Below are 21,151 nucleotides of genomic sequence, written 5' to 3' on the forward strand. Positions count from 1 at the left end.
TCAAGGCTTTCAGCAGCATACTATAAAGATCAGATCTACATATTGTTGAGCTTGAGCGTATAGTAGCTATCCTTCTGTTTAGAAAGCAAATTAATAAATTCAGGAATGGTATCGAACGATAGCGTATATGGATTAAACTGATCAACATTGCTTTGAGAGAAAAAATTCACGATATCTTTGTGGAAAATCGCATATTTCATATGCCATTGAGAAAATAGTCTTTCTTTAATGTCCTCGCAATACATCAGTTCGCAATTTTCATGACGTCGATCATTTAAGATTTTGTTATGAAAAAGCTCATTAATTCTGGTTTTATCACCTTCAATACATTGAACGAAATAACCATTTCCGTAGTAAAGTGCACCACAAATTGCATTTGGGGCATTATAGTTCATTGATTCAGTCAAAATGTTGAATAATTCATTCATTGGATTATCACACTCTTTCAACTTACTTACATACAGCATTCTTGCATCATTCATACTTATCTCGATCTAACATAATTTTAAAGAAATTAAATAATACAAATGCTTGCTTGGGAGATTTGTGCTTTTAATTACGGAAAGATTACTCTAAGTAGATTTGACAAGTAATGACTTCTCGAAAAAAAAACGTATTTTTTAAGTAAATTTTAACAAATAAAAGATTCGTGATATTTTTCTAAAAAGTTTTGCCATAAATTAAAAAAATTTATAAAAATCAATTTCTTAATCAAAAAATTAGTAATGATAAATATTTTTAATTGAGAATTATTACTAATCATAAAAAATTAACGAGACTTAATATACATTTCCATTGCAAAATACAACATGTTTGTACAATTTTATTGAGTACAGATCAGTTCATTTTTTCCAATTTCTTAGTAACTTAATTCAAGTTGTATAAATTTCAATCAATGGCTTTTATGAAATTTTTATGTATAACCTCGAATCGTGGATAAGAAATTGTCTTGCAAAATAAGGGGAAATGAATAGAGCCATAAGCTTTTCTTATGCTTACAAGTTTTGGATAGGAGAAGTATACGCGAATTCTGGTAATTACCTATGTTATGATGTATTTTGAAGTGAAATCATGTGATCATCGCACCATATTTTATTCTTTACGGTCTGGCTTCATGCATGTTAAGAGTTTTGGCAATATCGCATAGGAAATTCGTACTTTCCTTCTCTTGAATGAGTTAAAAATAAAAGAGTACTGGGAAGACGAATAATAAGTTGCTTATGCAACATCTGTATGAAAATAAGGTTGATCAGTTTACTTTTTTTAAAAATTACTTCTCGTATTAATTTTTCATTTTAGATCAATTAGTATTCATAATAAGAATTAATTCTGCTGTTAGTTCTCTTGGTTATTCCTGCTTCTAGCATTCATATTTTGATATTCACTCTTGATCTTATTTGTATACCCTGCCTAAGCAGGGCGAATAATCAAAATTAATTTAGATCAATAAACTATATGAATTGATAAAATGTAGTAGCAAAAAAATAATTTTATTTCATATGCAATATTCATTTAAGGATGAACAATAATTTTTACAGCAGACTCATTATTATGAATCAATGTTTCAAAGCCTTTAGAAACAAGATCATCTAAAGCAATCCGTTGGGTAATAAAAGGTTCTAGATTAATCTTGCCTTGCTCAACTAAACGAATAGTTTCCTGATGGTCATTGACGTAAGCTATCGTGCCACGAATATCTAGTTCTTTCATTACTACGCTATGTACATTAATCGTGGCAGGATGGCTCCAAATAGAAACAATTACAACGACACCCGTTGGTTTCATCGCTGCGACGAGTGTATCCATAACTTTATTCACACTACTACACTCAAAAGCAACATCTACACCGCGGTCTTGAGTAATTTTCATTACTTCATTTACCACATCAACCTGAGATGGATCCAGTACATAATCGGCAACACCAGCCTCTATCGCTTTTTCTTTACGCTTTGCACTTAGCTCAGTGATGATAACCGTAAGACCTTTGGCCTTTAAAATTGCGGATAAAAGTAAGCCTATTGGGCCAGCTCCACCAACCAATGCTACATCACCTGCTTTTGCACCACTTCTGACATAGGCGTGATGACCAACAGATAAAGGTTCTATCAACGCTGCTTGGTCTAAAGGAATATCATTTGAAATAGGATGTACCCAACGGCGTTGAACTGCAATTTTTTCAGAAAGACCGCCACCCCTCCCGCCTAAACCAATAAAATTCATATTTTTTGATAAATGATACTTATCATGTGGGCCAGTTGGTACATCGTCAGCAATAATATAGGGTTCAACTACGACATGTTGTCCAATTTCGATATCATCTACGCCTTCACCAACTGCATAAACCACACCTGAAAATTCATGTCCCATTGTTACAGGTGCCGACTCTCCTGAAATTGGATGTGGATGACCACATGGTGGAATAAAAATTGGCCCTTCCATGAATTCATGTAAATCTGTACCGCAAATACCACACCATGCAACCTGAACTCCAACGGTGCCTGGAAGTACTTTCGGCTCAGGGATATCTTCAATTCGAATATCCCCTCGGTCATAAAAACGAGCTGCTTTCATCATGTATTCCTTATGTTGATACTAACGCTAAACCATTCCACCATCTGTCAAAATAAACTGACCTGTAACGTAATTAATCCAACTTTATTGTTTAAATCTCTAGACACATTGCGGACTCCTTAAATATGAATTGCACGTTGCATTGCAGATAAAACCGACTCAAGCATCGCTTCAGACAAAGTAGGATGAGGGAAAATGACCTGCGCTAAGCTTTCATCTGTCGCTTCTAGGTATTTTGCGATGGCAAAACCCTGAATATGTTCGGTAACTTCATGCCCAACCATGTGAGCACCTAACAATTCACCTGTTTCCTGACTAAAAATAGTTTTAATGAATCCTGTGCTATCACCTAAAGCCAATGCCTTACCATTGGCTTGCAAAGGAAACTTACCCACATTGATATTCAAGCCCGCAGCTTTCGCTTTCTGTTCTGTCAGACCAATACTGGCCACTTGCGGATGGGTAAAGATACAGCCCGGAATTTGTGTACGATCTAAAGCATGTACATGATCTAAACCTGCAATTTTCTCTACACAAAGAATAGCCTCGTGACTGGCCTTGTGTGCCAAACACGGTGCGCCTGCAACATCACCAATTGCATATACGCCCACAATATTAGTTTTGCACCATGAGTCGACTTTAATAAAACCATTCTCTAATTCGACACCTAAAGCTTCTAGTCCCAGATTTTCAGTATTTGGTTTCACACCAATAGCTGAAAGTACCTTTTCAACGCTAATGACTTGCACACCTGTGGCAGTTTGAATATGACAATGTAATTGAGCCTGACCAGTTTCTATTTTTTTTACAGTTGCTTCGGTTAAAACCTGCATACCCTGCTGTTCAAATTGCTTTTGTACATACTTCGCAACTTCAATGTCTTCGCTAGGGAGAATCTGCTTGGCAATATCAACCAAGGTGACTTGGCAGCCTAAGTCTTGGTATAGGCTTGCAAACTCACTGCCTATAGCACCCGAACCAATGACCAGTAAAGACTTTGGTAATTGTTCTGGAACCAAAGCCTCTTTATAGCTCCAGACCTGATGGCCATCTACAGCAATATGAGGCAAATTGGCTGCACGTGCACCTGTTGCGACAATAATATGCGGTGCAGAAATCTGCTGTTTTTGACCATTCGCATCTGTAAGCTCTAATCGTTCTTTGGCAACAAATTGAGCTGTTGCATTTAAAACAGTGATTTGATTTTTTTTCAATAATTGACCGATACCTTGCACCAGCTGCTCAGAAACCTGTCTGCTATGATGGACCAGTTTTTGAATGTCAAAATCAATCGCGTTAAGCGTAAAACCAAACTGTCCTGCATGTTTGAACTGCTGCGCAAGCGCAGCCCCGCTCAATAATGCCTTGGTTGGAATACATCCCCAATTCAGACAGACTCCGCCTAAGTGTTGTTTTTCAACGATTGCCGTTTTTAATCCCAGTTGTGCTGCGCGAATCGCAGCGACATAGCCTCCAGGACCAGCACCAATAACCACAAGATCAAATCGTGTATCTGACATGGCTATTCCTCCTACACCAAAATTAATGCAGGATTTTCGACAAACTGCTTCAATGCCGATAAGAATTGAGCACCCAACGCACCATCAATGACACGATGATCACAAGATAAAGTCGCTGTCACCATTTCACGAACAATAATCTCATCATTTTCGACGACAGCACGTTTTTCTGCTATACCTAAGGCCAGAATCGCACCTTGAGGTGGGTTAATAATGGCATCAAACTGTTGAATACCCAGCATCCCCAAATTGGAAATACTAAAACTACCGCCTTGAAACTCGTCAGGTGCTAATTTTCCAGTTTTGGCACGTGTCGCCAGATCACGCATATCATTGGAAATTTGCGTCAAAGATTTACGGTTCGCTGCTTTAATAATTGGTGTGATCAGTCCGTTTTCGATGGCCACAGCAACCGAAATATCAGCTTGTTCAAACTGTAGAATTTGCTGATTTTCTTCATCAAACTGAACGTTAACCTGCGGAACTTTGATCAGTGCGGCAGCAGCAGCTTTAATCAGCATATCGTTGATAGACAGCTTAACTTGCGGCACCGTATTGTTAATTTGCTGGCGCAAAGCCTGAACCGATTCAACATTTAGGTCTATTGTTAAGCGAAAATGTGGTGCATTGCGTTTTGCCGCTTGTAACCTTGAAGCGATTGCTTTGCGCATACCATTCATCGCTACAGTGGTAAATTGTGCGGACTCTGTCGGTTGCGCATGATCATGTTGAGCATTTATAGGGTTTTCACGTTGATAGACAGCTTCAACATCTTCCTTGCAGACTCGTCCACGTGAACCCGATGCACGGCAATCATGCAAATTGATGTCCCATTGTTTGGCCAAGCGGCGAGCAACAGGTGTTGCCAAAACATGACTATCATCTGCTTTAGATTTAGCGGCCTTGGTACTGGCTTGATGACGTACATCTGGCCATGAACCACCAGCAGCTTGAACTGCGGTCTGAATATCTTGAACACTAATACGACCTTCACGCCCAGAACCCGTAATCTGAGACAAGTCTACATTGTGCTTTTGAGCCAATTTCAAGGCATGTGGCGTTGCAAAAATATCATTGCTTTGCTGGTAGCCTTGTAACGCAGCAGGAATAGAATATCCGCCCTGAGTCACCGCTTTGGATCCATTACCAACACTGTTCTGTTTAGGAGCAGCTTGTATTTTGGTTTCAACTTGAGCTACAGCTACTTTTTCAGGAACTGCTGTTACCGCTTTATTTTCAGTTACCGCAGGTGTTCCACTTAAGGACTGTGCAAATGCTTCAACTTCTGCGTCGGAAACTTGAGCGTCTGCACAAATTGCAATGACTCCACCTACAATTAGTGTGTCACCATCTTTAGCAATAATTTTTCGTAGCAAGCCATCGAAAGGTGCTTCCATAACATTGACGATTTTTGTGGTTTCAATTTCACAAATTTCCTGTCCTTTACTAAATTGCGTACCTTCCTGAATCAGCCATTGGGCAATTGTGCCCTCTTCCATGGACAAACCCCATTTTGGGATTTCTAAGGTTTTAATTTCGCTCATCCTAAGCCTCCAATGTCTTACGTACAGCCTGCTCGATGCGTTCTACACTTGGTAGCCATTCTTTTTCTAATACAGGTGAAAATGGTACGGGTGAATGTGGTGGAGTGACTAACTCGATTGGTGCTTTAAGATAATGAAAGCCTTTCTGGGCAATAAGTGCAACCACATCGTGTCCGAAACCGCAACGCGCGGCAGATTCATCTACAATCACCACCCGACCTGTTGAAGCTACGGACTCTAAAATGCCATCTTCGTCTAGTGGAGAAATGGTACGAGGATCAACCACTTCAACCGAAATGCCTTCTTTTGCTAGCTTGTCGGCAACGTCATTGGCACGATGTACCATCAGGCCTAAGGCAATAATTGTAATATCTGTGCCTTCACGGGTGTAATTTGCGACACCAAAAGGAATGGTGTAGGCTTCATCGGGTACCTCGCCTTTAATGTCGTATAACATTTTGTGTTCACAAAAGACCACTGGGTCATCATCTCGAATGGCTTGAATCAATAATCCTTTGACATCGTAAGCACTAGAAGGCACCACCACTTTTAACCCAGGTACCGACGCAAACACGTTATATGGTGATTGAGAATGCTGTGCTGCTGCTGAAAAACCTGCACCAATCATGCCGCGTACAACGAGTGGTGCTTTGGCTTTCCCTCCAAACATATAGCGGAATTTCGCCGCTTGGTTATAAAGCATGTCATAACACACGCCATAAAAATCCATAAACATTAAATCTGCTACCGGTCTTAAACCTGTAGCAGCAGCACCTGCCGCCATACCGATAATCGCAGATTCTGTAATTGGCGTATCAATGACTCGTTCAGAGCCAAATTCAGTCCATAGGCCTTTGGTTACACCAAGTACTCCGCCAAAACCTTCCAGCTTATTGTCATCGGTATTTTTACCGCCATGTCCACCACGAACATCTTCACCAACCACAATAACACTTGGATCTCGGCGCATTTCTAATTCGATTGCTTCTTTAATTGCGTTTCGATAACTTTTATTTGGCATTTTTCTACTATTCCTTTAGTAAGAGACGTATACATCGGTAAGTAACTGAGAAACTTCTGGGTACTTAGCTGCACGTGCCTTTGCAACGGCATCGTCTACATTGGCTTTAGACTGAGCATCTATCGCATCGAGTTTGGCTTCGTCAATTTTGTCTTTGACTTTTTCACGGAATATTTTCAATGGATCTTTATGTTCTTTCACATAATCCAGCTCTTCTTTAGAACGGATAAGCCCCGGATCACCCTCAAAATGTCCATAAAACCGGTTGGTTACCGTTTCAATCACACTCGGGCCTTCACCACGGCGGGCACGTTCAATGGCTTTTTGTGCGATTTCATACACAGCAAAAAAGTCTGTTCCATCTACTTTTTCAGCAGGTAAGCCAAAGCCTCCTGCTCGGCCTGCAATATCTTTACTGCCTACAGCATAGTCATGTGCCGTGCCTTCACCAAAGCCGTTATTTTCAAAAACAAAAATGACAGGAAGCTTCAACACCACCGCCATATTAATAGCTTCGAAAGTTAAACCCTGATTTGAGCCACCATCGCCTGTAAACGACAAACCAATACCACCCGTTCTAAGTGTTTTGGCACTTAAAGCAGCCCCAATTGCTAAAGGTGGGCCACCGCCCACAATACCATTTGCACCAAGCATACCTTTATCTAAGTCTGCAATATGCATTGAGCCGCCTTTACCACGGCACAGGCCTTCATCTTTGCCAAAGATCTCTAACATCATGGCGTGGATATCACACCCCTTCGCAATACAGTGTCCATGACCACGATGTGTTGATGTGATAAAGTCCTTGTCTGTTAGGTTTTCACAAATACCTACAGCAACTGCTTCCTCACCGCTATATAAATGAATGAATCCTGGGATATCACCTGTATTGTTTTCATCGTGAAGCCGATCCTCAAATTCACGAATGTCACGCATTCTTTTGTATGCTGCTAGCAATTGCTCTTCCGTTAACTGCATATATTTATTCCTTATTGATTACGCTAAAAAAGAAATCCAAAATTGAATAATCAGATTTTTAAACCGTATATTTATATAAGAATATTTTTCTCTAATTTTATATTAGACTAAAAAAAATTAATTTTTAAATCAGTAAGATCAACATAAAAAACAAAAGGTTAAACAATCAAAAAAATTTGTAATTTTTTTATATTATTCATATACATGCTAAAACAAACCTTTAACCAACCTTTATTTTATATGATATGTTTTTTGCCCAGTTTTATATTATTGGCGCAATAAAAATAGAGAATGAAGATCGGGATTTATATTAATTATTTTTAAATAATGGAGCATTTAAAATGGATTTAAATAACACAATATTAATTGGAAATAAGTTAAGAGGCGCTGAAAAAATAGCACGTATTCCAATTAAAATTGTTCCAACAGAAATTACGCCAAAGAAACCTGAGTGGATTCGAACTAAAATGAGTCAGCCTGAAGAAGTTCGAATGATCAAGAATTTACTAAGACAACAAAAGCTTCACACGGTGTGTGAAGAAGCAGCTTGTCCTAATTTGCCGCAATGTTTTGGCAGTGGCACGGCAACATTTATGATCATGGGAGATATATGTACTCGACGTTGTCCATTTTGCGATGTGGCTCATGGTCGTCCTCAAGTTTTAGATATTCATGAGCCAAAGAATTTGGCTGAAACGGTTAAGAATTTAGGATTAAAGTATGTGGTGATTACCTCGGTTGATCGAGATGATTTAAAAGATGGCGGCGCACAACACTTCTCTGATTGCATTCGAGAAATTCGTGAAACCAGCCCAGATACTTTGATTGAAATTTTAGTTCCTGATTTTCGTGGCCGTGCTGATATTGCGCTTAAAATCTTGAGTCAAAATCCACCTGACGTTTTTAACCACAATATTGAAACCGTTCCGCGTCTGTATAAAGCTATGCGACCAGGCGCTGACTATCAGCATTCATTGGATCTACTGAATAAATTCAAACACTATTGTCCAGACATTCCCACCAAATGCGGATTGATGGTGGGTTTAGGAGAAGTGGAGGCAGAGATAATTGTATTGTTAAATGACTTAAAAGATTACCAAGTAGACTATGTCACTATTGGTCAATACTTACAGCCTTCTAAATCTCATGCCCCCATTCACCGCTTTGTTACCTTAGAAGAATTTAAACATTATCAGATCCATGGAGAGCGCCTAAAATTTAAAAATATTTGGAGCGGCCCATTGGTCAGATCGAGTTACTTTGCTGAAAAGCAGTACTACGGACAGCAACTATCTGACCAACTTAATCGAAATGACTGATGAAATTGGATTCAACCTGAGTAAAAAACTATATGGTCAAAACTTACTAAAATTCGATAGAAAAAAGAATTCTTTCCTATTAGAGTTTTTCATATGGAATTAAATGTCTGCAAATCAATTAACCCAATAGAGTGTTGATATAGGCGGTGTCGGAATAATAAATAGCTTTACTCAAGCGAATACGTTGCTCAACCATAAAGGAATATGGAATGAATGATTTGGAAAAAATAAATTCAGCTTTACAAACAACACATTTAGTTAATCAGATTGATGTAAATGCAGCCCCGATTCTTCTTTTGCGTGATGAAGAACATAATTCTATATTTGATCGATCTATACACCAAACCTGTGATGAACTGTCAAAAATCGCCTATGACTCCGAAATGGCAATAGGCTTAACTGACCATCAAGGTACATTACTGTGGACCTGGAGTAGTCGAACGATGTTATCGTCTGCAGAACAAGTCAATTTTATTGAAGGTGGTCACTGGTCTACTCAAGCTGTGGGTAAAAATGCCATCGGTATGGCGCTCAATAGCCATCGTTCGAGTTGTGTACATTCTCATGAAAATCAGATGAATAGTGTACGAGACTGGGTGTGCTATGCAGCCCCTATTATTGATCCAGTATCTAATCATTTTCACGGTGTTATTAATTTATCGACCAAGTATAAAAAACACACGCCTTTGGGAGTTTTAGCTGTTGAGCGTTGTGCCGACTTAGTACGTCAATCGCTGTTAACTCAACAAAAAAATATTTTATATATTCATGCATTAGGAACACCAAGAATTATATTTAATCAAACTCCCCTAGTGTTAACTCATCGCCAAATTGAAATTTTATGCATTCTGGTTCTACGTCCAAAAGGTATCAGTTTGGATGAGCTACACTATGCTTTGTATGGCGATCGAGACGTTAGTGTCAAAACGCTTAAATCAGAATTATCTCAATTACGTAATCTGTTGCCTAACTGCATTGATTCCCGAGTATATAAATTAACTTGTGAAGTTGAATGTGATTTTTTAAAAGCTGAACATTCTTTAAGTGCCGGATTTTTAGCGAGCACTTTTTCTTTATATAAAGGAAGTTTTCTATCTAAAACTGAAAGTCCTTATCTTTGTGCATGGAGAGAAAGTTTTGATGCTCGTTTAAGCTATTTAATTTATCAACTACAGGATATAGATCAACTACTAAAAATTATCGGTTATTTACCAGAGCGAGTCGATGCCGTGCAACGTTTGCTTGAACTGATCCCCAAAGATAGTATTTATTACGATCGTTTTTCAAAATTTGTTTAAGCAGATTGAGTTAATTGAGATCATTACGACCTACAATGTGATGAGAACCAAAAAAGTCTAGAATCAATAATGAGTTCTAGACTTTTTCCTACATTTATACTGGAACGCTTGCTATTACATCTTCTCGAGACCAAAGTCTGTGATTCTGTATGGCTAATTTAAATTTATCCTGTTGATCTTTAAAAGACTCACTAATGAAAATAGCATCATCTTGATGGATACCAAAATAATCGAGAAGTGACTTTTTATCGTCAAGCAAATAGATGGGTTTCAGATGCTTGTAAGTCTCTAAAACATAATATTTTGCTACGCCATCGGCTTTAAAAGTATCTAAATTATCTCCATCAATCACAACAATAGCATCATAAGTGACAGATGGTTCTCCATTTTGGCGACCATCAACTGCAATCTCTTTGCCATCTTTAGATTTAACGGGAGCTGCACTTGGAGCAAGAACTTCCGCAACAGCATTTTCACCTTCAGCCCATGCTTTGACTGCATCTACCGAACTAGCATTTGCGCCATTATGTACCAAGATTGCGATTTTTCGTTGTTTAATATCCGGTGCTTTAAAAGCATCAATACTCAGTTTTTCAGAAATTTTCACCTGACTTTGCTGATCTGTTTCAGGTTGCATTAATGGCTTTAAGCCGAGTTCATTTGCAACATATGTGGCAAGATCTTTATGAATATTCACTAGAACTCGATCGATAACTCGCTGACGAATTGCTTCATCTTGTACTTTTGATAATTCAAATGCATAAGCATCTTTTATATGCTGTTGTTCATGTTTTTTTAAGCTGCTGTAATGAAGCGTAGCTTGAGAAAAATGATCAGCAAAACTTTCAGGACGCACACGCAATTTGCTTGCTTCTACAGGTTCTGGATAAGAGCTAAACGCACCTTTTTCTTGTTCAGCTTCACGTGGCCAATTTTCATCTACTGAATTTGGCTCATAATTTGCCTTTCCTTTGTAAACTTCATGGTTGGCAAAACCTCCACGTCGGTTAGTATGAAATGGACATACAGGTTTATTGATTGGAATCTGATTGAAATTGGCTGTGCCTAATCGGTGGAGATGCGTATCTGTATAGCTAAATAAACGCCCTTGAAGTAAAGGATCATTACTGAAATCGATTCCTGAAACAATGTTTGCAGGACTAAATGCAACCTGCTCTGTTTCAGCAAAGAAATCATCTGTATTACGGTTAAGTACGAATTTACCTAATGGCGTTACCGGTACTAGCTCTTCAGGCACAAGTTTTGTCGGATCTAATACATCAAAATCCCACTGAGCAGCCTCTTCCTCAGTGAAAATTTGGGCTCCTAGTTCCCATTCTGGATAATTTCCATTTTCAATTGCATCCCACAAATCACGGCGATGAAAATCTGGATCTTTACCATTTAGCTTCAATGCTTCATCCCAAACAACCTGAGCGACGCCTTGTTTTGGTGTCCAATGAAATTTAACCAAATGCGCTTTGCCTTGCGCATTAATCAATCTGAATGTATGTACACCAAAGCCTTGGATAGAACGTAAGTTACGAGGAATAGCTCGGTCAGACATGACCCAAGTCGTCATATGCGCGGTTTCAGTATTTAAAGAAACAAAATCCCAAAACGTATCGTGTGCAGATTGCCCTGTAGGAACTTCGTTTGGATCTTCAGGTTTAACAGCATGAACAAAATCAGGAAATTTGATCGCATCTTGAATGAAAAATACCGGAATATTATTCCCAACTAAATCATAGTTGCCTTCTTGCGTGTAAAATTTAATTGAGAATCCACGTACATCTCGGACGACATCTGCTGATCCACGTCCACCTTGTACCGTTGAAATACGGGTAAAGATTGGTGTCGGGTGAGTTGTATCTGTAAGAAACTGAGCCTTCGTCCATTTCTCATTTCCTTCATACGCTTCAAAATAACCATGTGCACCAAAGCCACGAGCATGAACAACTCGCTCTGGTATACGTTCACGATCAAAATGAATTAATTTATCTCGTAGCAGAAAGTCTTCCAGTAACGTTGGTCCACGATCGCCAATTTTTAAACTATTTTGATTATCGGATACAGGAACACCCAGTGAACTCGTGAGTGTCTTCCCTTTAGGATCGACATAACTTTCATTTTCGAATTGTGTGATCTTGGCATTGTCCTTATTGGATTTTCTGCTCATTGTATTTTTCCTAGTTCGTATTTTTAAAAATGCAAAAACTGTGAATGATATTTATAGACTTCAAGATAGTATCTGAGAATTAAGTACTTTTTTGCATATGATACGGTTTGATAACGTTAAAGCAACAATCTAAATGCTATATGTACTCACCATCTTACTCATTGATTGCCGTATCAGTCTGCTAGGAAATAAATATGGAGATTATAATTTTGCTTGTTTAAGCTATTAGCGGAGCTTCCCTGAAATTGACGAAGTTTGAAGTCAAAATATATTTGCAATCAGTTCAGTCTTTTTAAAATTAGCTTTATTTAAGTTTTATTCACATTGATCATTCAAATTTATTCAATTTTTACTCCATAAAATGCTAAAAAATATTGCATTCACATATGCATATGCGTATATTCGAAATATCAAATATATAAGCGACAACGTATGAATCAATCTGATTTCTTCAAGTGTCTTTCCGATCCGACTCGACTCGATATTCTTAAGTTGATTTTGGCTCGGCACAATGTCTGCGTGTGTGAACTGACAGAACATTTACAACTCAGTCAACCCAAAATTTCCAGACATTTAGCCCTGCTTCGCAACCTTTCCATTTTACTGGATCAAAGACAAGGACAATGGGTGTATTACCGCTTAAATCCGAACCTTCCAGAATGGGCCAAGGATATTCTGAATATCCTGTCAAATCTGTCTGATCACTCTATCAATCTAGCCAATGCACAATCATCCATCCCAACTCATTGCGAGTAAGCACGAATGAAATTCTTGTTTTTATGCACCGGAAACAGTTGCCGCAGTATCCTTTCTGAAGTGCTGTTCAATCATCGGGCTCCAGCAGGCTGGACAGCCTATAGTGCAGGCAGCCAACCATCAGGACAGGTTCACCCTCTCACTATCGAAACCCTAGAAAATATGGGTCTTTCAACTGATGGATTATGGAGTAAAACCATTGATGACTGCGAGCAATACCAGCCAGATGTTGTGATCACAGTCTGTGATTCAGCAGCGCAAGAACCTTGTCCACTGTATTTAGGTACAGCGATTAAAGCACATTGGGGCTTGGCTGATCCTTCACATTTAGATTTGCCTAAAGAAGAAAAACTACAAGCATTCCAAGTGACGGTTAAACATATTCATCGTCGTTTGGATGCTTTGTTTGCACTAGATAGCGCAAATATGACGCGTACTGAATTGATCGCAGCGATTAATCAGATCTCAAATATTGAATGAGAACATCATGGCTCGACAAAGACTGTCTTTTCTAGATCGTAATCTTACGCTATGGATTTTTATTGCCATGGCTGTAGGAATCGGTATTGGCGTTTTCTTCCCGCAGGTCTCTGTTTCTTTGGATAAAATGAGCGTTGACTCAGTCAATATTCCAATTGCGTTGGGACTGATTTTAATGATGTATCCACCGCTTGCCAAAGTGGACTATGCTGCTTTACCGCAAGTATTTAAAGATAAAAAAACCTTAACACTGTCGTTGGTGCAAAATTGGATTATTGCGCCTGTTTTGATGTTTGCTTTGGCGATTATCTTTTTGCAGAGCTACCCTGAATACATGACGGGTTTGATCCTGATTGGTTTAGCAAGATGTATTGCGATGGTTCTGGTTTGGAATGGTCTGGCCTGTGGCGATAATCAATATGTTGCCGCATTGGTGGCTTTCAACAGTATCTTTCAGATTCTATTTTTTAGTACGTATGCTTGGCTGTTTCTCACTTTTTTACCTCCTTATTTTGGTGTTGCAGGTCAAGTTATTGATGTTAATTTCTGGACGATTACTCATGCGGTATTGGTTTATTTAGGAATTCCGTTCTTACTCGGTTTTATCACCCGATTCATATTGGTTCGAGCCAAAGGTTTAGTTTGGTATCAACAAGTCTTTTTGCCCAAGATCAGCCCGCTCAGTTTGCTTGCTTTATTGTTTACGATTGTGGCGATGTTTAGCCTCAAAGGAAACGAGGTGGTGAGCTTACCTCTGGATGTATTACGCATCGCGATCCCTTTGACGATTTATTTTATTGTGATGTTCTTTATTAGCTTCTTTATGAGTAAATGGATGGGAAATGACTACTCTAAAACCACCGCAATTTCATTTACCGCTGCGGGAAATAATTTTGAATTAGCGCTAGCTGTGGCAATCGCAACTTTTGGTTTAGCTTCTCCTGTGGCATTCACGACAGTGATCGGACCTTTGGTTGAAGTTCCCGTATTGATCGCATTGGTCAGCATATCTTTATGGCTTAAAAAGAAGTTTTTCAAACCTGAGGTGTAATTTCGATGTCTCTCCCAAATATAGATATAAATCTTCTCGACCAACCAACTTTAGAAAAAGTACAAGCCAAAGCACTGGACCATCCACCACGTATACTTTTGCTTTATGGCTCAAATCGAGAACGTTCATACAGTCGATTGGCAGTGTTGGAAGCAGGACGTATTCTTGAGCACTTCGGTGCTGAGGTAAAAATTTTTCATCCCAAAGAACTTCCTTTACCCGAAGACAGCGATGCTGCACATCCCAAAGTTAAAGAATTGCATGAGCTTTTAGCTTGGTCTGAGGGAATGGTATGGTGCTCACCCGAGCGACATGGCGCTATGAGTTCGATTTTAAAAGCGCAGATCGATTGGATTCCGTTAGCAGCTGGCGCTATCCGTGCAACTCAAGGCAAAACTCTTGCAGTGATGCAAGTTTGTGGTGGCTCACAGTCATTTAATGCAGTCAATCAATTGCGAATTCTGGGTCGGTGGATGCGTATGATCACGATCCCAAATCAGTCTTCTATTCCAAAAGCATTTTTAGAATTTGATGAGTCAGGACGTATGAAACCTTCATCTTATTACTCTCGAATTGTCGATGTTATGGAAGAGTTGTATAAATTTACCCTTTTAACTCGAGGACAGTCCGCATATTTAACAGATCGTTATTCTGAACGTGTTGAAACTGCGGAAGAGCTGTCGAAACGAGTCAATCAGAAAAATATTTAATTTTAGAAACAGAGCATTAAAAATTTGGAAGCTATACACCATTTTTAATGATGTTGATAGCTTCCCATTTAAGCATTTAAATAATTTCTATAATCTCTATTTAATTTTGGATATTCAAATAAAATCGATCCTCATTCACTTCTCTTGGTTTTCCATAATGAATACATGATACCGATAAATAAAATGGCAAAGGTAATGGAAAGTGATAGTGCTGGAGGAATTTTAGCAATATCCAGGCCAACTGCGATAAAGATCTTTGAACCAATAAAAACCAGTAATACAGCTAAAGCGTATTTCAAATAGTGGAAGCGATCTACCATAGCCGACAAAGCAAAGTACAGCGCTCTTAAGCCTAATATGGCAAAGATATTAGACGTATACACAATAAAAGGATCAGTGGTGATCGCAAAAATTGCAGGTACACTATCAATTGCAAAAATCAAATCTACAAACTCGATCATGATTAAGGCCAAAAATAGTGGAGTCATGAACCATGCTAATTTATTTGTTTTTGGATCGGTTTGTTTAACCCAAAACTTTTCTGCATGAAGTTGATCTGTCACTCTAAAGCGCTTTTTGATAAAGTTTAAGATCGGTGAATTTCCAACTTCATACTGTTTATCGACACTCAGCCACATTTTTATTCCGGTCAAAATGAGAAAGCCAGCAAAGATATAAAGTACACAAGAAAACTGGCTCACTAAGGTTGCGCCTAAGCCAATCATTATGGCTCTGAGAATGATAACGCCGATGATTCCCCAAAATAAAACCCGGTGCTGATAAATTCTAGGGATAGAGAAATAGGTAAAGATCATGGCAATGACAAATATGTTATCTATCGCCAGTGATTTCTCAATAACAAAGCCAGTAACGTAGTTGAGTCCTGCCGTGGGACCGATATACCACCAGACCCATGCACCAAACAACAAACCTAGAGTGATATAAAATGCTGAAAGACCAAACTTTCTTTCACACCAATCTCTCTAACATTACGGTGTAACACCCCTAGGTCTAGAACAAGTAAGACAAGAACGATGACAATGAAAAATAACCACATCCACACCGGTTTATCTAAAAATTCTGAAAACAGAATATCCATTTATTTTCTCTACTTATGTTTGTATTTATTCAGAATAATATGCTGAAATTGCTCATTATTTGTCAAGCCTAATATTGTATTTAGCCTCTTCGGGTAAACTCAATCCTAGCGATATGAGTAAATACTTGCAGATCTACTTTTTATTTGTAATGATTATTGGTGGGTGTCTAGCAATGCTAAGGCAGGTAATTGTTGCAGTCGGGCCGCTGCAATGCCTACATAGAGCACGCCCACATGTTTAATCTAAATTTATTCAATAAAATTTCTACGAATGTCCTGATCTTAAAAAGTGACCTTCAACTTGATACTGAATTAGAGCTAATAAGTAAATATAAGACGTCTATTTCTGATGACTATAGGCAAGCTATTGTTCTGATCCTTAAGGAACGTGGCTATTCCAGATTAGAAATTGGACTACTCCTAAAAGATAAAATTTAAGACATCACATTTATCTGAACTCCTCAAAGCATAAAGCTTTTTCTTTATGTCTGGTCTAGCTGAAGCTTTGAATCTGATCAAAACTAATTATCTCATTGATTTTACTGTATTACATTTATTGTATTTTTGCATTTACCTAATCTTTAGACTATATAACCGAATATCATAATAATGAAATTAACAGAATCCAAATAATATGGACGGTAGAAATGGAAATAACATTTAATGCATTTTATACCCTTATATCAGCTGTAATCGTTCTCTTATTAGGGCGATTTCTAGTCAACAAAATCAAGTTCTTAAATCGTTATAACATTCCTGAACCTGTAGCGGGTGGTCTGGTTGCCGCTATTATATCTATGTTTTTGCATAATATTTGGGGGCTAAGCATCACGATAAGTAATGAATTACAAACAAGTTTTATGCTCATTTTCTTCGCATCAATTGGTTTGAGCGCAAACTTTTCGAAATTGCGTGAAGGTGGAATGGGTTTAGTGGTTTTCTTAGTGTGTGTTGCTTCTTTTATCATTCTACAAGATTTTGTGGGAATAGGTTTAGCTACATTATTAGGAATTGATCCCCTTATAGGTTTGATTGCTGGTTCAATTACATTAACTGGTGGCCATGGTACTGCAGGTGCATGGGGAGAAATCTTAGAAGTTGAACATGGTATTCAAGGTGCATTAGCTTTAGGTATGGCCAGTGCAACCTTTGGTTTGATTATTGGAGGAATCATCGGCGGTCCATTAGCTAAGATATTGATTAACCGCTATCAATTGGCACAACCAAGTACCGGTGAGCAAATCACACAACGTGATACAACACCACGATCTGAATCAAGTCCAATTAAATTTACTCAATTTGAATATCCTCATCAAGTACGCTTAATTACTGCCGATAATGCCATTACCACACTGGGGATGTTTGCAGCTTGTCTAGCATTTGCAGATTTTATGACTGGATTTAGTAAAGGTTCTTGGTTTGAACTTCCCACATTTGTCTGGACATTGGCAGGTGGCGTGATTCTTAGAAATGCTCTAGAAGGCGTTTTAAGGTCAGAATTTTTGATCGTGCAGTAGATGTATTTGGTAATGCCTCATTGTCGTTATATTTAGCAATGGCGCTATTATCACTGCAATTATGGCAATGAACTGATTTAGCTGGCTCACTGGTTGTGATCTTGGGTGCGCAAACATTAACGATTCCACTGTATGCAGCCTTTGTAACATTCCGAGTTATGGGAAAAAATTACGATGCTGCGGTGCTGTCAGCAGGTCATTGTGGTTTAGCAATGGGTGCAACACCAACTTCCGTTGCTAATATGCAAGCAATTACCAATATGTATGGTCCGTCGCATAAAGCCTTTTTGATTGTTCCACTCTGCGACGCATTTTTGTGGACCTTATCAATGCAACAGTCATTCAGTTAATCTTGAAGTTTATTGGTTAAAGTGAACTTGATCAGAGCATATCTGATCAAGTTTTTGATCTAAGTTATCTAATTCTATCTTATACATTAGACGTTTTTCATAGATCATTCTTTACTTATATCCAAGTTATAGGTCTTAGCGATTCAATTAAATCTCAAATTCAGTGCTTTTATTTCTATTTCATTAACGTTCATCAAGAACGCTTAAAAGTTGTTAGATGGCCATTAAAACTAATAAAAATATCCGCTATCCGATTAGACATTTTTATAAAATCACTATACTTTAAAAAACATTCATGACCTTAATTTTAGTACGCTTCGTTATTCCCTTGAACACATCCTATCATTCCTGTGATTTATCCAATAAAACCATTCTTGTAGTCGAAGATGACTTTGACATTGGTGATATTCTTGAAAGATATTTAAAAAAAGAAAATATGCATGTAATCCGTGCTATACAAGGTCAACAGGCACTAGAATTATTAAAAGTCCATGCTATTGATCTCGTGATCTTAGATATTAAACTGCCAAAAAAAAATGGTTGGGAAGTATTAACCGTTTTAAGACAGTACAGCAATATTCCTGTGATTATGCTCACCGCTATGGACGATTTCGATAATAAAATCATGGCATTAAAAATGGGTGCCGATGACTTTGTGGTGAAACCCTTTAATCCGAATGAAGTGATTGCTCGAGTAGAAGCCGTATTACGGCGCAGTACCTTACAGCAGCAACAAAAGAAATATCTGAACTATAAATCCATTGAAATTGATCTTGAACAACATTTGGCGTATGTCCTTCAACATGATCAAAAGCAAATGCTGAATCTCACGCTGACTGAATTTAATATTCTAAAGTTGATGTTGCAAAGTCCGAATAAGGTATTTACCCGGACTGAATTAATTGAGAAGTGCATGCCCGAAAAAACGACACTTGATCGTACCGTAGACAGCCATATCAGTAACTTACGGAAAAAGCTTGAACAAAAACGCGCTTTGGGATATTTCATCAATTTACGTGGTGTAGGCTACCGATTAGATCAAAATCATGAGAACTAAACTGAATAAAAATTCGATTGGTATTAGCGCTCAACTACTGATTATGATGAGCGTACTGAATCTGGGAATAACTATTTTCTCTTTTGGTTTAGGTTATTTGGTTTATGGCTGGGCAACAGAAAAAGGTTTACTCGATCTCAAGAACGCTTGCCCTGATAATTTTTCTTTTACTTCAGTAGACTATCTGTGGACTTTTTTGGTCGTGTTGACGGGCTTTTTGCTATCCACTTTTTTAGCTTTCAGATACGCTAAACGTTACACTCAGCCCATCAATGCACTGGCCAATGTCGTAAAACAAATCCAGCAAGGAAATCTTTCATTAAGAATTGAACAGCAACAAGCACACATTCCACATGAACTTATGTCATTAATCCAGAATTTTAATGCCATGGCCAATCAGCTCGAGATCTCAGTCAAAAACTCTACTCTTTGGAATGCGGCAATTGCACATGAACTTCGCACCCCGATCACTATTTTACAGGGTCGATTACAAGGAATAGTCGATGGTGTTTTTGAAGCAGATCAGCAGTTACATCAAAGCTTGCTCAGTCAAGTAGAAGGATTATCTTACTTGGTTGAAGATTTACGTACGCTGACTTTGGTTGAAAACCAACAATTTCGTTTAGATATCCAAGAAACAAACCTTCAGAACAGTATTTTTAAGTGCTTTCAAATGTTTCAAGATCGCTTTGAACACAAAGGATTGCATGTAGTTTTTAATTTGACCCATGAAACAGCGCGATGTGATGTAACACGTATGGAACAGGTGTTGATTGCCTTATTTTCTAATGCTTCACGTTATGCGGACGCTGGCAAACTTTCCATTACAACCAAAACAACCCAAGACCATTGGATTTTGATGCTTGAAGATCAAGGCCCAGGTATCGATGAGCAGCACCTCGAACACTTATTCAAACCCTTCTATCGTTTAGAAGAATCTCGATCACGCTCGGAAGGTGGAACTGGTCTGGGGCTTGCAGTGATTTACGCCATTATTGAGGCACATCAAGGACAAATCACCTATACGACATCAACAGATTTAGGTGGTAGCTGTTTTACCATTCTCTTGAAAAAGTCATAGCGCCAAATAGAGTTCTCAAACTCTAGTTTTATCTAACCACTCTTTTTTCAATATAGCGTATTGGAGAGTATTTTCGTATTTTGGCGTTCCATCTTCATACTGAACAAAAGAAATATATTCGACAAAACATCCTTCTTTACGCATACCTAACCGTTCACACAGTTTTTGTGAAGCATGATTATCTTCCTCGACATAAGCGTAGATTCTTCGTGCATTGAGCTGCTTGAAAAGATGATCTAAGAATGCATCAGCACTCTCATAGGCAAAGCCTTGGCCATGAAAAGCTGTATTGAAGTTCCATCCTACAGAGTAGGTATCTGGTTCTTCATGAATAAAAAATAGCTCCCCAATGACCTGATTGGTTTGTTTTAACTGAACTGCAAGATAATCTTTACTCTGCTGTCTTGTTTTTATTTTTTCAATCGCTTGTTCAATCTTTAAAATTTGTTCGTCAATAAAACAATTTACTTTCGGCTGAGAAAGATAAGCTAGCAAATCACTTGCGTCTTCAATTTCAAATGCTCGCAAAATCAATCGTGATGCTTCAATTCTTACTTGCATTACATCAACCTCATATGAATACTCAACAACATTATCCAATGAGATAAAGCGGACACGCC

At 38.3% G+C, this 21,151-nt stretch carries 18 protein-coding genes and 1 pseudogene; 10 read left to right on the forward strand and 9 right to left on the reverse strand.

What is annotated here, in order from left to right:
- Positions 1–35: 35 nt before the first annotated feature.
- From Aso01_RS06785 to Aso01_RS06810, 6 genes are all read right to left on the reverse strand, one after another.
- Complete coding sequence (locus tag Aso01_RS06785; protein ID WP_004937197.1) at positions 36–482, reverse strand: BLUF domain-containing protein; 447 nt, start codon at positions 480–482, stop codon at positions 36–38.
- 1,030 nt (positions 483–1,512) lie between these two features.
- The gene (locus Aso01_RS06790) at positions 1,513–2,571 is read right to left on the reverse strand and encodes a 2,3-butanediol dehydrogenase (protein ID WP_004937195.1); all 1,059 of its coding nucleotides are present in this window, start codon (positions 2,569–2,571) and stop codon (positions 1,513–1,515) included.
- A 119-nt stretch (positions 2,572–2,690) separates the two neighbouring features.
- Entirely contained in the window at positions 2,691–4,091 is a 1,401-nt protein-coding gene (gene lpdA / locus Aso01_RS06795; protein ID WP_004937193.1) for a dihydrolipoyl dehydrogenase, read from the reverse strand.
- Positions 4,092–4,102: 11 nt separating this feature from the next.
- Positions 4,103–5,635, reverse strand: a complete 1,533-nt coding sequence (locus tag Aso01_RS06800) for a dihydrolipoamide acetyltransferase family protein (RefSeq protein ID WP_004937192.1) — start codon at positions 5,633–5,635, stop codon at positions 4,103–4,105.
- Position 5,636: 1 nt separating this feature from the next.
- Positions 5,637–6,656: an alpha-ketoacid dehydrogenase subunit beta gene (locus Aso01_RS06805; RefSeq protein WP_004937190.1), complete on the reverse strand. Its 1,020-nt coding sequence runs from the start codon at positions 6,654–6,656 to the stop codon at positions 5,637–5,639.
- A 15-nt stretch (positions 6,657–6,671) separates the two neighbouring features.
- A complete protein-coding gene (locus Aso01_RS06810) occupies positions 6,672–7,634 on the reverse strand; it encodes a thiamine pyrophosphate-dependent dehydrogenase E1 component subunit alpha (protein WP_004937189.1) in 963 nt (320 codons plus the stop codon).
- 341 nt (positions 7,635–7,975) lie between these two features.
- On the opposite strand from Aso01_RS06810, the gene lipA reads away from it, so the two are divergent.
- A complete protein-coding gene (gene lipA / locus Aso01_RS06815; protein WP_004937186.1) occupies positions 7,976–8,953 on the forward strand; it encodes a lipoyl synthase in 978 nt (325 codons plus the stop codon).
- 209 nt (positions 8,954–9,162) lie between these two features.
- Positions 9,163–10,251, forward strand: a complete 1,089-nt coding sequence (locus Aso01_RS06820) for a transcriptional regulator (RefSeq protein ID WP_004937184.1) — start codon at positions 9,163–9,165, stop codon at positions 10,249–10,251.
- 94 nt (positions 10,252–10,345) lie between these two features.
- Here Aso01_RS06820 and Aso01_RS06825 read toward each other — a convergent pair whose 3' ends face one another.
- Complete coding sequence (locus Aso01_RS06825; protein ID WP_004937182.1) at positions 10,346–12,430, reverse strand: catalase; 2,085 nt, start codon at positions 12,428–12,430, stop codon at positions 10,346–10,348.
- Positions 12,431–12,862: 432 nt separating this feature from the next.
- On the opposite strand from Aso01_RS06825, the gene Aso01_RS06830 reads away from it, so the two are divergent.
- Genes Aso01_RS06830 through arsH form a run of 4 tightly spaced genes read left to right on the forward strand, consistent with a single transcriptional unit; the run spans position 12,863 to position 15,427 of the window.
- Positions 12,863–13,186: an ArsR/SmtB family transcription factor gene (locus Aso01_RS06830; RefSeq protein WP_004937180.1), complete on the forward strand. Its 324-nt coding sequence runs from the start codon at positions 12,863–12,865 to the stop codon at positions 13,184–13,186.
- 6 nt (positions 13,187–13,192) lie between these two features.
- Positions 13,193–13,666, forward strand: coding sequence for an arsenate reductase ArsC (locus Aso01_RS06835; RefSeq protein WP_004937178.1), 474 nt, complete (start codon positions 13,193–13,195; stop codon positions 13,664–13,666).
- A gap of 7 nt (positions 13,667–13,673) precedes the next feature.
- The gene (gene arsB, locus Aso01_RS06840; protein ID WP_004937176.1) at positions 13,674–14,717 is read left to right on the forward strand and encodes an ACR3 family arsenite efflux transporter; all 1,044 of its coding nucleotides are present in this window, start codon (positions 13,674–13,676) and stop codon (positions 14,715–14,717) included.
- A gap of 5 nt (positions 14,718–14,722) precedes the next feature.
- Positions 14,723–15,427: an arsenical resistance protein ArsH gene (gene arsH / locus Aso01_RS06845; RefSeq protein WP_004937174.1), complete on the forward strand. Its 705-nt coding sequence runs from the start codon at positions 14,723–14,725 to the stop codon at positions 15,425–15,427.
- A gap of 131 nt (positions 15,428–15,558) precedes the next feature.
- Here arsH and Aso01_RS06850 read toward each other — a convergent pair whose 3' ends face one another.
- Positions 15,559–16,356, reverse strand: a complete 798-nt coding sequence (locus Aso01_RS06850; RefSeq protein WP_255210187.1) for a TerC/Alx family metal homeostasis membrane protein — start codon at positions 16,354–16,356, stop codon at positions 15,559–15,561.
- 404 nt (positions 16,357–16,760) lie between these two features.
- Between Aso01_RS06850 and Aso01_RS16020 the strand changes: the two genes are divergently transcribed.
- From Aso01_RS16020 to adeS, 4 genes and pseudogenes are all read left to right on the forward strand, one after another.
- Complete coding sequence (locus tag Aso01_RS16020) at positions 16,761–16,964, forward strand: hypothetical protein (protein ID WP_004937168.1); 204 nt, start codon at positions 16,761–16,763, stop codon at positions 16,962–16,964.
- Between the two features lie 209 nt (positions 16,965–17,173).
- Positions 17,174–18,413: pseudogene (gene gltS / locus Aso01_RS06860) on the forward strand (sodium/glutamate symporter).
- A 275-nt stretch (positions 18,414–18,688) separates the two neighbouring features.
- Entirely contained in the window at positions 18,689–19,450 is a 762-nt protein-coding gene (gene adeR / locus Aso01_RS06865) for an efflux system response regulator transcription factor AdeR (RefSeq protein WP_004937163.1), read from the forward strand.
- Positions 19,440–20,531, forward strand: coding sequence for a two-component sensor histidine kinase AdeS (gene adeS / locus Aso01_RS06870; protein WP_004937161.1), 1,092 nt, complete (start codon positions 19,440–19,442; stop codon positions 20,529–20,531). Before adeR ends, adeS begins: the two co-directional genes overlap by 11 nt.
- Before the next feature lie 15 nt (positions 20,532–20,546).
- Here the strand turns inward: adeS and Aso01_RS06875 are convergent, their stop codons facing one another.
- Complete coding sequence (locus Aso01_RS06875) at positions 20,547–21,092, reverse strand: GNAT family N-acetyltransferase (protein WP_004937158.1); 546 nt, start codon at positions 21,090–21,092, stop codon at positions 20,547–20,549.
- Positions 21,093–21,151: the final 59 nt, after the last annotated feature.

Source organism: Acinetobacter soli, from assembly GCF_000760595.1.
Lineage (GTDB): Bacteria > Pseudomonadota > Gammaproteobacteria > Pseudomonadales > Moraxellaceae > Acinetobacter > Acinetobacter soli.